Annotated in this window: 15 protein-coding genes; 6 read left to right on the forward strand and 9 right to left on the reverse strand. The window is 50.0% G+C overall.

The window, feature by feature from the left end:
- Positions 1-3: 3 nt before the first annotated feature.
- Both KQX66_RS07300 and KQX66_RS07305 read left to right on the forward strand, forming a co-directional pair.
- The gene (locus tag KQX66_RS07300; RefSeq protein ID WP_216791493.1) at positions 4-456 is read left to right on the forward strand and encodes a hypothetical protein; all 453 of its coding nucleotides are present in this window, start codon (positions 4-6) and stop codon (positions 454-456) included.
- Positions 457-646: 190 nt separating this feature from the next.
- Positions 647-1,390 (forward strand): stalk domain-containing protein, encoded by a 744-nt coding sequence (locus tag KQX66_RS07305; protein WP_216791495.1) that lies wholly within the window; start codon positions 647-649, stop codon positions 1,388-1,390.
- 145 nt (positions 1,391-1,535) lie between these two features.
- On the opposite strand, the gene KQX66_RS07310 is transcribed toward KQX66_RS07305, so the two are convergent.
- Positions 1,536-3,032: a monooxygenase gene (locus tag KQX66_RS07310; RefSeq protein WP_216791498.1), complete on the reverse strand. Its 1,497-nt coding sequence runs from the start codon at positions 3,030-3,032 to the stop codon at positions 1,536-1,538.
- Between the two features lie 24 nt (positions 3,033-3,056).
- Entirely contained in the window at positions 3,057-3,458 is a 402-nt protein-coding gene (locus KQX66_RS07315) for a RidA family protein (protein WP_216791500.1), read from the reverse strand.
- A 287-nt stretch (positions 3,459-3,745) separates the two neighbouring features.
- Here KQX66_RS07315 and KQX66_RS07320 point away from each other — a divergent pair, with 287 nt between their 5' ends.
- Positions 3,746-4,222: a MarR family transcriptional regulator gene (locus tag KQX66_RS07320; protein WP_054974219.1), complete on the forward strand. Its 477-nt coding sequence runs from the start codon at positions 3,746-3,748 to the stop codon at positions 4,220-4,222.
- A 1-nt stretch (position 4,223) separates the two neighbouring features.
- Here the strand turns inward: KQX66_RS07320 and KQX66_RS37300 are convergent, their stop codons facing one another.
- Positions 4,224-4,385: an EamA family transporter gene (locus tag KQX66_RS37300; protein WP_253957000.1), complete on the reverse strand. Its 162-nt coding sequence runs from the start codon at positions 4,383-4,385 to the stop codon at positions 4,224-4,226.
- A gap of 3 nt (positions 4,386-4,388) precedes the next feature.
- Between KQX66_RS37300 and KQX66_RS07330 the strand changes: the two genes are divergently transcribed.
- Positions 4,389-4,919 (forward strand): hypothetical protein, encoded by a 531-nt coding sequence (locus KQX66_RS07330; RefSeq protein WP_253957009.1) that lies wholly within the window; start codon positions 4,389-4,391, stop codon positions 4,917-4,919.
- On the opposite strand, the gene KQX66_RS07335 is transcribed toward KQX66_RS07330, so the two are convergent.
- Positions 4,916-5,245, reverse strand: a complete 330-nt coding sequence (locus KQX66_RS07335) for a hypothetical protein (protein ID WP_216791504.1) — start codon at positions 5,243-5,245, stop codon at positions 4,916-4,918. The genes KQX66_RS07330 and KQX66_RS07335 overlap by 4 nt on opposite strands.
- A gap of 41 nt (positions 5,246-5,286) precedes the next feature.
- A complete protein-coding gene (locus KQX66_RS07340) occupies positions 5,287-6,060 on the reverse strand; it encodes an RNA ligase family protein (protein WP_054974221.1) in 774 nt (257 codons plus the stop codon).
- A 209-nt stretch (positions 6,061-6,269) separates the two neighbouring features.
- On the opposite strand from KQX66_RS07340, the gene KQX66_RS07345 reads away from it, so the two are divergent.
- Positions 6,270-8,297, forward strand: a complete 2,028-nt coding sequence (locus KQX66_RS07345; RefSeq protein WP_216791506.1) for a Kelch repeat-containing protein — start codon at positions 6,270-6,272, stop codon at positions 8,295-8,297.
- Between the two features lie 74 nt (positions 8,298-8,371).
- Here KQX66_RS07345 and KQX66_RS07350 read toward each other — a convergent pair whose 3' ends face one another.
- The gene (locus KQX66_RS07350; RefSeq protein WP_216791508.1) at positions 8,372-8,800 is read right to left on the reverse strand and encodes a hypothetical protein; all 429 of its coding nucleotides are present in this window, start codon (positions 8,798-8,800) and stop codon (positions 8,372-8,374) included.
- Between the two features lie 286 nt (positions 8,801-9,086).
- Here KQX66_RS07350 and KQX66_RS07355 point away from each other — a divergent pair, with 286 nt between their 5' ends.
- Positions 9,087-9,983 (forward strand): AraC family transcriptional regulator, encoded by an 897-nt coding sequence (locus tag KQX66_RS07355; protein WP_054974225.1) that lies wholly within the window; start codon positions 9,087-9,089, stop codon positions 9,981-9,983.
- Positions 9,984-10,044: 61 nt separating this feature from the next.
- Here KQX66_RS07355 and KQX66_RS07360 read toward each other — a convergent pair whose 3' ends face one another.
- The 3 genes from KQX66_RS07360 to KQX66_RS07370 are packed head-to-tail and all read right to left on the reverse strand — an operon-like array spanning position 10,045 to position 13,056.
- Complete coding sequence (locus KQX66_RS07360; protein WP_216791510.1) at positions 10,045-11,052, reverse strand: Gfo/Idh/MocA family protein; 1,008 nt, start codon at positions 11,050-11,052, stop codon at positions 10,045-10,047.
- A gap of 20 nt (positions 11,053-11,072) precedes the next feature.
- Positions 11,073-12,092, reverse strand: a complete 1,020-nt coding sequence (locus KQX66_RS07365; RefSeq protein ID WP_216791513.1) for a Gfo/Idh/MocA family protein — start codon at positions 12,090-12,092, stop codon at positions 11,073-11,075.
- A 40-nt stretch (positions 12,093-12,132) separates the two neighbouring features.
- A complete protein-coding gene (locus KQX66_RS07370) occupies positions 12,133-13,056 on the reverse strand; it encodes a carbohydrate ABC transporter permease (RefSeq protein WP_216791516.1) in 924 nt (307 codons plus the stop codon).
- Between the last annotated feature and the right edge of the window lie 3 nt (positions 13,057-13,059).

Raw genomic sequence — 13,059 nt, forward strand, 5'->3', positions numbered from 1 at the left:
ATCGTGACAAAAAAATCTATTATCGTTTTATCCGTAGTAGGTGTATTGATTTTATGCGGCATTGGCGTGTTCTATAAATTAATTGACGATGTGATAGAAAGAAAATGGGGAGGGACAATTAGTAAGGCGGAGTACAACGAAAAATTTAAAGTGATCGAAAAGGAATTTTCGGTAAACAATACTTTTTTCTTAAATTTACAAACGAAGTTTTTGATTGAGCTAAGTTCGGGTGATTTAGCTATCGAAGTGTGGAATCCAAAGGAAGAGAAAGTTTTTTTTGACCAAGTAACCAGTGAGCATACTTATATGAACAGTTTTAAGACCTCGCCAATGAAAGGAGTTTGGAAAATAAAACTTATTACTACTCCCGAAACTGAGGGTAAGTATCAAGGGATTTTCCAAAGTGATTCTGCCTCCTTAGTAAATTGGAACAATCAAGAGCTAGCAGGTAATTGATGGGTCTGTAATCGTCACTCAGTAATTCCTCCTACAATATGGAGCCTTTCCTGACAGTGTTCCTGCAGTACAGACAATCTTGTACTGTCCGGATTGGCTTTCACCTTTACTTCATACCAATGGCCCTAAACATCTAACAGGTAACCGTTTAGCCTTCTCGGCATCCCATAAACTAGGAGATGAAGTGAATTTGAGGAAAAAGTTACTTTTAGCGTTTATCGTGGGCAGCTGCATTTCAGCCGCTTCCGCAGCAAGCAGTTCCGATTTGATACAGGCGCATTTATTCCCCGGATCTATCTACTTCAATAATCAACCCGCCAATAAGCAGAGCGGAGCTTTTGAGCTTCTCAACTATAACGGTTCCGTTTATGTGCCCCTACGCTACATTGCCGAAAATATGGGCGGCAAAATTCATTATGACGAAGCAAACAAAGACATTTATATCGATCGGCGCGTTAACAACTTGACGAAAGCCGAAATTAGCGTATCCAAACAAGCAGATAATTTTATGCTAAATCTTCACAGTGAAAAAGAAGCCTACAAATCGAACGAAATCATTCATCTATGGAGCTCCCTTGTTTATTTAGGGGATGAAGAGATCACCGTTGGTCATGGGAACCCCATCATCCTTTTTTCGGTTCGGGACGAGGAAGGAATTTCTTCTGATGAATATATAGAGACTGTTTTAATAAGAGATCAAATCAAGAAAAATAACGAGTATAAAGCCACTCTCCCTCTAAATGTAATAGAATCTTACAACTATAATAAAAAAGGACGTCCCGACATTAAGAAATTTTTGGAGAAAGAGCGGCGGCCTTGGCTGCTATCGCCGGGAAAATATACGGTCAGGGTAACGGCGGATTTTAGTATCGATGGGGATAAAAAAGACAAAATCATGAAAAGTGAAATCACGATACAAGTCGAACCACAGTGAACCAACAACAACCGAAATCCAGAAAATGTGTTAGAGCATGTTTTCAAAGCTAAGATAGCCATAACGTAGGGGGATTTAAGGAATCAAGTTTTATCCCAACCTGAGGACAAGACTTGATTCCATTGATGTAAAGGACAGTGCATTACTAATCCGTAATGTTTCCGCACCAGCGAGTGATTCCTTCATTTATTGTTTGCATTGGATTCGGATCTGATAGAGAAATCGCCCAGGCAATGTGTCCATCCGGCCGAATAAGTGCCGTGTGGACGTCGTTCCAATCCGCGTCTGCCTCAGCCAAAGATGCATGTACAACTTGAAGGTTGCTATACGTTTCCCATTGACCGCTATTCTGTTCGTTAAAATGGAAGTGCAACAGAAGAAAAGTACCTTTGTGCAGGAACGGATAGGAGTTAATCAATTGCCCGTCTTTCAGCTTTAAGCTTAGATCCTTGAAACGTTTCCCGTTTAAAGGATGGGGAGGCGCTTCGGCGTCTGGAGTATAATGTACATCAATTGCGGAAACTTGTGCGGCGATTTGATAATTAGCCTCCGGTATCTGAATCAGATTAGCCAGCATCCTTCGCAGTTCCGTGATGGGAGGAGTCACGTCCAGAAGCAGGGTTTGGACCTCGGTATTCCGGAGCAAGGCCGTATTCCATGGGAAACGTTCGGTATGATAACTGTCCAATAGCCAGTCCGGAGCCCAGCCTTTGATTGCTCCTGCAAGCTTCCAGCCTAAGTTCATCGCTTCTTGTAAGCCGACGTTCATTCCCTGTCCACCAGCCGGAAAATGAATGTGCGCCGAATCTCCCGCCAAAAACAATCGACCATTCCGATAGCGTCCCGCTTGCCGCGTCGCATTTCCGAAACGGGACATCCATTTCACATCGTTCAATCCCAGGTCGCTTCCGGTCGTACGGATGATCGATGAACGAAACTCTTCAAATGTAACGGTCTCATCCTTAGAGATGTTGCGTCTCTCCATATCGATAATTAAGACCCGATACATATGATCATTGATCGGCATGATGCTGACCAAACCTTTTTCTGTAATCCGGGATATGACACTCATAGGAGCCAAATCAGATAGAACGGCATCCCCCAGAATAGCCGTGAAGGTCGCGTCTGTACCTTCAAATGATATATTTGCATGTTTGCGAACCAAACTTCTGGCTCCGTCCGTACCTACCACATAAGCTGATCTTAACGTTGTTTCTCCATTAGGTCCCGCGATCTTAACGTCGACCCCACCCTCATCCTGATGCACAGATAGAGCCTCAACCTCTCTCCAGACCTCTGCGCCAAGGCTAAGAGCCCATTCCTCCAGCACCTTCTCCGTCTCACTCTGCGGTAAAAAGAGCGTGTGATTGGAAGAAGAATCCAACACTGAGAAATCCAAAGGAGTTTCTAATCCGGCAAAATGCCCTCGTGAAAGTAAGCGGCCTTTGCCGATTAATTTTGATTTCACTCCACGCATATCTAATATTTCAAGGGTTCGTGGATGTACTGTAAGCGCACGTGAATATGGAGTTGTCTCTTTTAATCGCTCAATGACGCAGACCTTTACACCGGCTAATGCCAATTCTCCAGCCAACATCATGCCGACAGGTCCGCCACCGATAAGGATGACTTCATATTTCATATAAATAACCTCTTTTCTTAAACATTATGGGAAGATCACGATAGCGTCTATTTCGATAAGCCATTCAGGATCAGCTAGTGCTTGAACGCCTATATAGGTACTTGCTGTCTTCGGCCAGTTAGGGCCAAACACATGAAATCCGGCGTCAAAAATAATCGAAATCAATTCCGGGTTGTGGTTTACCACAAAAATATTCATTTTTGCAATGTTCAATGGATCCGCTCGTGCGGCTTCCAATGCATACTTTAGATTGGTGAACACTTGAATCGCTTGCGCGTAATAGTCCCCTGAACCGACCAATGCTCCTGTTTCATCTACAGAAACCTGACCTGAGATGAAGGCCAGTTTAGAGGCAGTAGTTACCACGACATGAGAAATTACAGATGTGACCTTGTCCGTCAATGTCTTTGGATTCACGATTTCCATAGGCAAGCATGCTCCATTTCCATATTTATAAATCTTCTCTTGAAAAGTGGATAAGTGTTTCCGGTAGAACCTCCTCCATCAAAATTATTGTTTCGTTAGAACTCTTTTTAATAATTGTTAATAAAGAAAAAAATAAAAATAATATATAATTTTTGTTTCATATGAAACAATACTATTGTACTGGGTCATTCCTTATCCTGTCAACCCCAATATGAGCATGCCCGTTTGTTTCTCAGAAAATAATCTATGCTATAATGAAACAAATGAGTCGAGGAGTCAGCATAATCATGGATACTGCCAATAAAAACAAAACCGCAATTCATGAATTTTTCGTTCAGTTTCTTCAGCAAAAAGAGCAATATGAAACCCGAATAACTGCAGCATACCTCGAGGATATCCGGAAGCATATCGAACCGGAATTCAGATTGAACATGACGGAACTGCACACCATTGCGTGCATCGGAGAGCAGGAGCCGATCAATGTCACTTCCATCGCGGAAAGGATAAATTTAAGCAAAGGGAATACCTCCAAGATCGCAAATAAATTACTAAAGGCAGGTTGGGTGCGAAAAGCCCAACTCAACGATAACAAAAAGGAAGTGTACTTTCGGCTAACGCCTGTCGGCAAAAAGCTATTTGCTGCTCATGATGAGCTCCATACGAAGGAAAAGCAAAGAATGTACGAATTTTTGGAAAGATACAACGAAAGCGAGCTTGAATTTATCAAACGGCTGTTTGGAGATATGGTTGACTTCTATCGCTAACTTACCGAAGGTTACTACTAACAATCCCGCCTAAAATAATGATCACTCCCATCCACTGAGGCAAGCTTATTGGTTCAGCTAGCACTAAAGAGGATATTGTAATGACAACCAGCAGTTCGGATGCTGTCGGAATGGTTCCGAGTCCTGAACCAACATGCGGCATGCCATGGAAAACAAAAGGGGGGGGGGGCTGCTTTTTCAACAGAACTACTCAAAAAAACGAATGTGGAAATGGTTAATGCAGCAAGCATTCCCCAAAAGCTTCCCAACCATGACAACGCCATGCATTCCTGAAACTACACATTGGCAGCCAAAATGGACCCAATTAAGGAAACAGGTGACTGGCATGAAAAGATTTTTTATTCTTATGTCTTTTGTACTAATTATTGGTTTTTTATGTTTCTATTGGGTATCATTCTGCTATCAAAAAAATGTAGACGGTATTCCAATACCTAACAAGGCAATTTTAAAAGAAAAAATCGTTTCAACTGAAAGAGTGATGCATATTTATAGATTAGACGGGTTACAACAAACAGACGGTTTCCCGGAAAGTTATAAAATTCGACTCAAACTATCAGGATGGAACTATTCGGGAATAGAGAGCGAAGGGGCACTATTTGTTTTCGAAAAAAATGACGGTAAAAAATTATATATTTCTACATACAATGACGAATTTTCACTTTCCATGCCAAATTAAAAAATATTCCCCACCATACAAAAAGATCGCCCCTTGTCCGCATCATTTGCGGCAGGGACGATCTTCCGTGTCATAGTTTGTAATAATTTATCCACTTGTTCGAGTACGACGAAAACAGCCATCAGCTCTTTTTGCTCAAGGAAGCTTAAATCCGTGAAGCCCCTAATCTCATTCATCTCCCGAAAGCCAATTGAGAACAAGCCGCCGGTCATCCATTTCATAGAGAGCATAAAAGCCTCTCCAGCATCCTGAAAAACCTTCAACAGGCTGATACCCGTATGTTTCGGGAATAAACGGCCAGTCCTTTTCGATAGCCGCCAGTTCATAGCACTTTTTCTTGCTGTTCAGACATATGGGTGCGCGCAGCTCACTTTCTAAACGTTCTTTCGTAATCCTCAAAGCGGATTTTTCTAATCTGCTTGCGGTCCGAGGTGCGAACGATAATGCCTTCGGATTTGCCTCTGGCGTCGATCCCGACTTGGGTTTGCTCAAACTGCTTCAAAAATGAAAACGTCTCTTCCAGCGACTGCGGAAAAGCGGAGCCCTTCACGCTAGTCAACAGCGGCGCATACGCCAGCTCCATCGTTTTAACAAAATCGAGCCTCTCCGCCTCATGATAAAAAGGCTGGTTTCCATGATCGCGCCATTCCGCTATTTTTTCTTGCGGCAGCGTAAGGAGATGCTCCAATTGCTTCTTATCCAATGAAAACACGTCAAAAACTCTGTACGCTTGCGTCTTATTTTCCGTGTAGTTTTTAGCCGCCTTCGTTTTCCCTCCGTACGATTCCTGGTAGATGACGGTCAATGCCCAATCCTCGTCCGAACAAATCCGGTCAATCAATTGATCGGCCAACGGGCGCAGAAATTCGGCAATATTCCCGTAAGGGTTACCTATCCTGTCTCCTTTGGCAAACAACAGCTCCTCTCTTGAGCCGATGAGATAATCGATGTCGTTCCCATTTTTGAACAAAATGATCCTGGCGTTCTCCCCATCCACTTTTTCGTAAACAAATACATCGTCGGCCTCGGAGAAGCCTCTGCCTTCCGATAATTCGTCAGTTAAACGGCCTCTTTCCCCCAATTGATGATAAGTAAGAATGCTCGGATATTTCGTCAAAGAGTTCATTTTCTTTAAGTCCATGAATGGTTGTCCCCCTGAATATCTCGTATGTTTTACCATAATAAGGTTTCTATAGATTCATTATCGTCTCCTTTGGGTGAAATTGTTATTTTTATTTTGGGATGGGCGAATTCGGGGCAAATGTCCCGGATGTTAACTAAAGTAAGCTTCCATATCCACCAAAATGTGCTATGATGCCTGTTAACTATTTCCGAAAGACAGGTGTCCTGATGTCAAATACTTATGCCAACCATCGAATCGAAAAAGCCGATCTTGATTTTGACGGGGTCAACGGAACGTATTTTAATGGCGCCGCTTATTTGTTTTATCACAAAAGATCCACGACCCAAGGAGATCGTATCGTGTACTCCCGCGTCATCCTCAAAAACGAAAAGGGCAAGGAAAGCTTGGAAACGTACGATGCCAATACGGTGATGCATAATAAGAAAAACTACAACGTCAACGGCCATAGTGAAATCTCCAACATTGCCAGCGTCGTGCACCAAGGAGCATTGTATGTATTTTGGACGGAGGACGGCCACCTCTGGCACAAGAAAACGGCGGACGGCCAGACGTGGACAACGGCCGAACAGATCGGCTTCGCCTTCAATCGGCGCACGCAATTCGCAGCTGTGTCATTGGGCGGACGACTGTATCTCATCGGCGGACGCCATGTGGACAACAAGGACACTTTGGTTGTGGTTTTCCTCGATAACGACGGAAAAACGTGGCGTTCCGAGAACCATCTCAACTGGAAAAATATTCGGAACGTGTGCGCCTGCGCCTACCATGACGCAAACGGCAGCCTCAGCATCATGATCGGCATCGTGACCACCAACGCGAATCTGTGGACGGCAGTGTATCGCTGCAGCATCGACTCGAACATCGAAGGCAGCGGGCTGCGGGAGGTCAGCAGCCAGCGGCATAACGAATACGACGGACTTGTCGACTTCCTCGCCTTGGAGACCGGCACCGTTCAGGACAGCATCCAAGATCCTGCGATCCAGTTGTTCATCAATGGCTGGCACCGACCTCACGTCTGGGCCGGGTACAAAAACAACCAGAAGAAAGAATACAACATCCGTACAGGCGTATGGGGACCGAAAATGACCCGTTCGCACGGTCATACGAAATACCCGACCTGGAAATACATGGGTGCCCTGCAATACTTCGCACCATTCGGGGATAAGGGCGAGATGCAGCAAGAAATCTGGCTCTACATGTGCTATAACGACGACAGCGTCGTGCAGCAGGGGAGGAGCCAACTGGTGCTCTGCCGCTACAAGTCGGACAAGATGAAATATGTAAAGACGGAAGACGGCACGGTCAGCAAAGAATTCCGGGCTCTGATCGGCGTAGTGGAAGGCGCTCCGCCCTATGTGCGGAACGGCAGCGAATCCGGCAACTACGGGTCTACCTTCTATTATGGCCGTACCGAGACCAGTCAGGTGGCGATTTCCACCCAGTTCAAGTTCAGCGCGTATGTCAAAGCGGGCGGCAGTCTGCCTGCCGGCGTGGAGGCCACTTTGAAATTCACCACCGAGCATTCGTACAAAGCGACACAAGCCTCGGAAGTGACCACCCTGTTTGACAAAAGTATCGTCCCTGTCCCGGGGGAGAATGCCGTGACCTACATTTACCTCGCGCCTCATGTCTTCAAGACAACCTATGAGATGTACGACTGGAAAGGAGAAAGACCGTTCGGCATTCAGAGCTGTTTATTCCATGCGAAGAAGGCTAGTGTCGATTTTGACATGCACGATATTCTCCATACCTACGTGAACAACCCGAACACGCACAATTACGAGACCTTCCTTCTCCGTTCCGGCGACTTGGCTCCGTATGCCGACACCGAGCGCAGCCTTTCGCTCGATGTCACCTGGGTCCCGGGCGAGACCAGCGTCTTTTTCCAAAAGAAGACCTCGGCCGTCGAGATTGAGAGCAGCAAAGTGTCGGCCGAATTTGCGGAGGGCATCAAAAACATCTTCGACATCGGCGGCAATCTATCCTACGAGTATGAATTCTCTCACCGCTCCGACGTGTCGGAGAAGGTCGGCGTGAAATTGAATTTCCCGTTCCCACGACCCGATCACCCGGAAGACGTCAAAAAATATGTGCTTCGCATGCACCTGCTGGTGCCCGGCGAGAATCAGACCAAGCCATGCTATTGGATTCCGGAGGGCAAAGAAGAGCAGCGGCCGTGGTGCGTGGCATGGTCGGTCGAGGAAGTCGTCAAGCAGGGAAAGAAAACAACTTAGGCGAAATCCGTCCGCTGGAACGACAGGAGGCAGACAAAAAGCGGCCCGATTGGATCGGAACCGCTTTTTTGTCTTCACTCCATAGGAAGCCCCTTCACCTCGCATCCGGGACAATAGCGGATGTAGTTGAAGTTTTCGGTCGGCACGGTTTTGACCGTCTTGCCATTCCGATCTTTATAGATCTCGTATTGCCGATAAGCTTCCACCAAGTAGCTTCCATCTTGATACTGATCGGCTAATTTCCACTGCGTGTATACCGAGTATTGCTTGGCTCCGTTTATGGAGGAACCGGAAGCGGAAGCGGTGAATGCGCCGGTAGTAGCGATAGCCGGTTCACCGCCGACCTCAATTTTGCCTAACAGGCTCATCGCCCCATCAGATAAAAAAGGAAAGCTATGTTTCCTGTCCACCATAATGAGCAGAGCCAGCAGCATATTCAAAAACACAACAATAGAAATCCATACCGATTTCTTATGAACGATATTCATTGTTCGCTGAAGCACCGTATCCCCCCTTAGCAGACAAGTTGTCTTATATCATTAGATATGCGCTTCAAGGGCGGAACATGCTTCGGCTGAAGGTCCGGTCCGCAGGAACCTAGGGACCACGCGGGCTGCGGCCGTATCAAGCAAGCGGCCAGCGGTTCAAATGGTCGATCGTCGGCCGATGAATTTGCATTTTTATTCGCTAAAGGATCTTTTATGAAAAGAAACAGGAATTTAACAGTTAACGTTGAATGTTGATAATACGGAGGAAAGATAACGTTTTCACAGAGGGGGCGGTTTTCGGATGCGGTTTCCACGCTACGAGGTTCGCGAAGAAATTCAAATCGGCAAGCTGATTTCCTGCTTCTATTTCGAGTTATCCAAAAACTACAGGTACGCCGGCGAAAAGCACGACTTTTGGGAAATCTTTTACGTGGACAAGGGCGAGATCGAAATCGACACCGATTCCGGCCATTTCAACTTGAAGCAGGGCGACCTGCTGTTCCACGAGCCCGACGAATTCCACAGTCCGAAAAGCAACGGAAAAGTGTCCCCGAACGTCTTCATCGTCACCTTCGAATGCGAATCCGAGCCCATGTCGTTCTTTCTCAAGCAAAAGCTGTTCCATCTGGACGACAAAATACGTCCGGTGCTCGCCCGGCTGATCGAGGAAGGCTGGAACGCCTTCGGGCCAAGCCCCGCAGGCAGCGGCAGAATCCTGTATCCGCGGGATAACGCCCCGTTCGGGAGCGAGCAGTTGTTCAAGCTGCATCTGGAAACGCTGTTGATCTACCTGATCCGCGCAAGCCACGAAGAGCGGGACATCAAATCGCCCCCCGTCCCCCGCAGCAAGCAAGAAAGCGGCATGGCCGACAAAGTGATCGGCTACATGAACGAGCATATCGGCGATAATTTGACGCTGGATATGCTGTGCGACCACTTCGCCATCGGGCGGACCCAAATGAGCATTATGTTCAAAAAACGGGTCGGCTGCGGCGTCATGGAATATTTGAACCAGCTCAAAATCGACCGCGCCAAAACCTACATCCGCGAAGACGTGTACAATTTAACCGAAATCTCCGAGCTCCTCGGCTACAGCAGCGTCCATTACTTCTCCCGCCACTTCAAGAAAGCGACCGGCATGACGCCGTCGGAATATGCGAAGACGCTATCCGCCGGATACGCCCGGATCGTCAAATAAGCGCCCGAACGCAGACGGCCCTCCATCCCCATCGAGCAAGCGGGGAAGGAGGGCCGGACCGTTAAAATAAAATTTCGCGGCGGCTCCGATACGATTCGTACGTGCCAAGAATGATCTCCAGCGAATGCTTCCCGTCATGGCCGGTCACGATAGGCTCGCGATCGTGCAGCACCGCCAGCGCCATATCTCGGATCTGTGCGGCGTGACCGTCGGGAATGACGGCAAACGGCTCGAACCTCGGAATGTCCACCCGCTCCCCGATCACGTCAAGCGTCGTAATCTCGTCGCCGGTCAACACAATCGTGCCCTTGTCGCCGTGAAGGACGATCCGGTGGTCGGGCTGATTGTAAGCCGTTGTCGTCGCTTCGATCGATCCGAGCGCGCCGCTTTTGAATTGCAGCGAGGCGACGGCAGTGTCCTCCACCTCGATATCCCGCAGGACATTGCGCGCGTAGCCGTGCAGCGAATCGACCGGCCCGGCCAGCCATTGCAGCAAATCGATCGTGTGGATGCCCTGATTCATCATCGCCCCGCCACCGTCCATCGCCCACGTCCCGCGCCAGCCTGCGCTGTCGTAGTACGCTTGGTCGCGGTAAAACTTGACGTAGCCGGAGCACAGGCTCAACCGGCCGAGCTTCCCGTCGTCCAGCAGCTTCTTGACGAACTGCGAAGCGGGCGACATGCGCCGGGGAAAGATCGTCGCCAGCTTCACGCCGATGACGTCGCACGCCTCGATCATCCGCTCGGCATCCGACAGCCGGATGGCCATCGGCTTCTCGCAGACGATATGCTTGCCCGCCTCGGCCGCCTGAATCGTCTGCCCGGCATGCATGCCGCTTGGCGTGCACAAGCAGACGACGTCGACGTCAGGGTCCGCCAGCAGCATTCCGTAATCGGTGTAAGCCTTCACCCCGTACTTCGCCCCATACTGCTCCGCCCGGCCTGCATCGACGTCGCAGACGGCTACAAGCTCCGCTTCCGGAGCCCGCTCGATGCCGGTAAAATGACTCGACGATATGCCGCCGCAGCCGACGACGGCAAACCGCACCTTGCGTGGTTGATCGCTCATTTCGTATCCTCGCTTTTCAATTATTCATATTCATCGTTCACGGTATGAATCAGCGTCGCATGCTCGTCGGCAAGGACGGTAGCCCGGCCCGTCGCGATAATGTCCCGGTGCGTCAGGAGGCTCGCCTTCCCTTCGATCCGGTTCAGAAAATCGCGCGTAATCGTAACCTTTACGGGCTCCGGCTCCACGCGGACGAAAGCCTCCCCGTGCGTTATCCGGTAGTACAGCTCGCCGATCGCATCGCAGGAAGGATCTCCGTTTAAGCGCAGCTCCGCGCAGCCTTCCGTTCCGGTCACGAACAGGCGGCAATCGCCCCACGTCCAGCTTCTCTCCGGCGTATGCCAGTCCGTGTACAATTGCGCCATCGTGCCGCCGTCCAGCAGCACCTGCGCACATGCCGTATCGTAGAACGTCGGGTGTTCGGGCAACGTATGCTTGCCCACCAGGCTGTTCACCGACGCAATCTCCTGTCCGGTCAGCCAGCGCAGCAGATCGAAGTCGTGCACGAACAGGTCGATGATAATGCCGCCGTTCCGTTCCTTGGAGAAGTGCCAGGAGTGACGGGTGGCCGGCAGCAGCCGGTGCGGCTTGCGCATCGTGATGCCGACGATGCGGCCGAGCGTTCCGGCATCGATCTCACGCTTCAAAGCCGCCACCGCCGGGCGGAACCGCTCGGTCAACAGCAAGCCGATCTGGATGCGCCCGCGTCCGGCAACCGCCTCCAGCCTGTCAAGGCCGCCTCTTCCGGTAACGGCCGGCTTGTCGAGCATGACATGCTTGCCATGGCGCTCGCACCATTCGATCACGTCGATTTTGTCGCCGTTGACGGCGGACGACCCGATGATCCGGATCGACTCGTCCTGCAGCGCCGCTGCGCTGTCGAGCAGCGGAATGCCGTGCTTCTGTGCCAGCGACCGGGCGAGCGCGTTGCGCTCCGGCTCGTAAATGCCCGCGCACTCGGCTCCCTCCGCGATCATCTCGTCGACGAACGTCGTGATATGGCCGTGCTGGCAACCGTATAACGCAAATCGGATGGACATAGGACAGCTCCTTTCCTTTTTTAACTGCGTCACCGCTTCCTCATTCCACGAGCCCCGTCCGCTCGACGCCTTCCACGAACCACCGCTGGGCGATCATGTAGACGAGGAGCGGCGGCATGATGATCAGGAAGCTGGCCGCCATGCGGACCGTTTCGTTCAAGTCGAAGCTGCCCTCCGTTTCCGGGTACATCCCCGTCAGCACCTTGTTCAGATTGAACAGGCTGAGCGACAGCGGCACGTCTTTGCCGCCAAGCAGCATCCCGGTGACGAACGTCTCGTTCCAATGCCAGACGAATGAGAACAGAAACACGACCAGGATAGCCGGCTTCGCAAGCGGGATCATGACCCGCCAGTACACCCGGAACGGTCCCGCGCCGTCGATCAGCGCCGCATCCTCCAGCTCCTTCGGCAGCGTCAGGAAAAACTGGCGGAAAATGATCACGAACAGCGCGCCCCGCACCCCATGCCCGAGCAGCGCGGGCAGCAGGATGCCCCAGTGCGTGCCGAGCAGGCCCAAATTTTTGAACAGCACGTAAAGCGGAATGATAAGCGTCTGCGGCGGAATGAGGAAGCTGAAAATGAGCAGCAAGAACAGCGTGTTTCTGCCCGGAAACTTCAGTCTGGCGAAGGCATAGCCGGTAAGCGAGCAGAAGAACACCTGTCCCACGGCCGAGCCGCCGGACACGATCAGCGAGTTTTTCAACGCGTCCGGGAACTTGAGCCCCTGCCAGGCCAGCTTCAGATTGTCCCAACTCAGCGAGCTCGGCACCCACTTGATCGTCGGGTCGAGCAGATCGGCCGTCGTCTTGAACATCGTCGACAGCATATACAGGAACGGCGTCAAATACATAAGCGCCACGTCGATCAGGACGAGGTACAGCAGCGCCAGCACGATGATCCCCTTGCGCTCCCGGTCGCCGAACAGCAAGACGCGCGTCCGGTCCACCCACTGTCTCCATACCATGGC

Origin of the sequence: Paenibacillus oleatilyticus, from assembly GCF_018998565.1 — a bacterium.
GTDB lineage: Bacteria > Bacillota > Bacilli > Paenibacillales > NBRC-103111 > Paenibacillus_G > Paenibacillus_G oleatilyticus.

Bases quoted from the DNA above. Each gene is read 5' to 3' on its own strand.
- KQX66_RS07310 (WP_216791498.1), bottom strand. From the start codon at position 3,032: ATGAAATATGAAGTCATCCTTATCGGTGGCGGACCTGTCGGCATGATG.
- KQX66_RS07315 (WP_216791500.1), bottom strand. From the start codon at position 3,458: ATGGAAATCGTGAATCCAAAGACATTGACGGACAAGGTCACATCTGTA.
- KQX66_RS07320 (WP_054974219.1), top strand. From the start codon at position 3,746: ATGGATACTGCCAATAAAAACAAAACCGCAATTCATGAATTTTTCGTT.
- KQX66_RS37300 (WP_253957000.1), bottom strand. From the start codon at position 4,385: ATGCCGCATGTTGGTTCAGGACTCGGAACCATTCCGACAGCATCCGAA.
- KQX66_RS07330 (WP_253957009.1), top strand. From the start codon at position 4,389: ATGGAAAACAAAAGGGGGGGGGGGCTGCTTTTTCAACAGAACTACTCA.
- KQX66_RS07335 (WP_216791504.1), bottom strand. From the start codon at position 5,245: ATGAACTGGCGGCTATCGAAAAGGACTGGCCGTTTATTCCCGAAACAT.
- KQX66_RS07340 (WP_054974221.1), bottom strand. From the start codon at position 6,060: ATGGACTTAAAGAAAATGAACTCTTTGACGAAATATCCGAGCATTCTT.
- KQX66_RS07345 (WP_216791506.1), top strand. From the start codon at position 6,270: ATGTCAAATACTTATGCCAACCATCGAATCGAAAAAGCCGATCTTGAT.
- KQX66_RS07355 (WP_054974225.1), top strand. From the start codon at position 9,087: ATGCGGTTTCCACGCTACGAGGTTCGCGAAGAAATTCAAATCGGCAAG.
- KQX66_RS07360 (WP_216791510.1), bottom strand. From the start codon at position 11,052: ATGAGCGATCAACCACGCAAGGTGCGGTTTGCCGTCGTCGGCTGCGGC.
- KQX66_RS07365 (WP_216791513.1), bottom strand. From the start codon at position 12,092: ATGTCCATCCGATTTGCGTTATACGGTTGCCAGCACGGCCATATCACG.
- KQX66_RS07370 (WP_216791516.1), bottom strand. From the start codon at position 13,056: ATGGTATGGAGACAGTGGGTGGACCGGACGCGCGTCTTGCTGTTCGGC.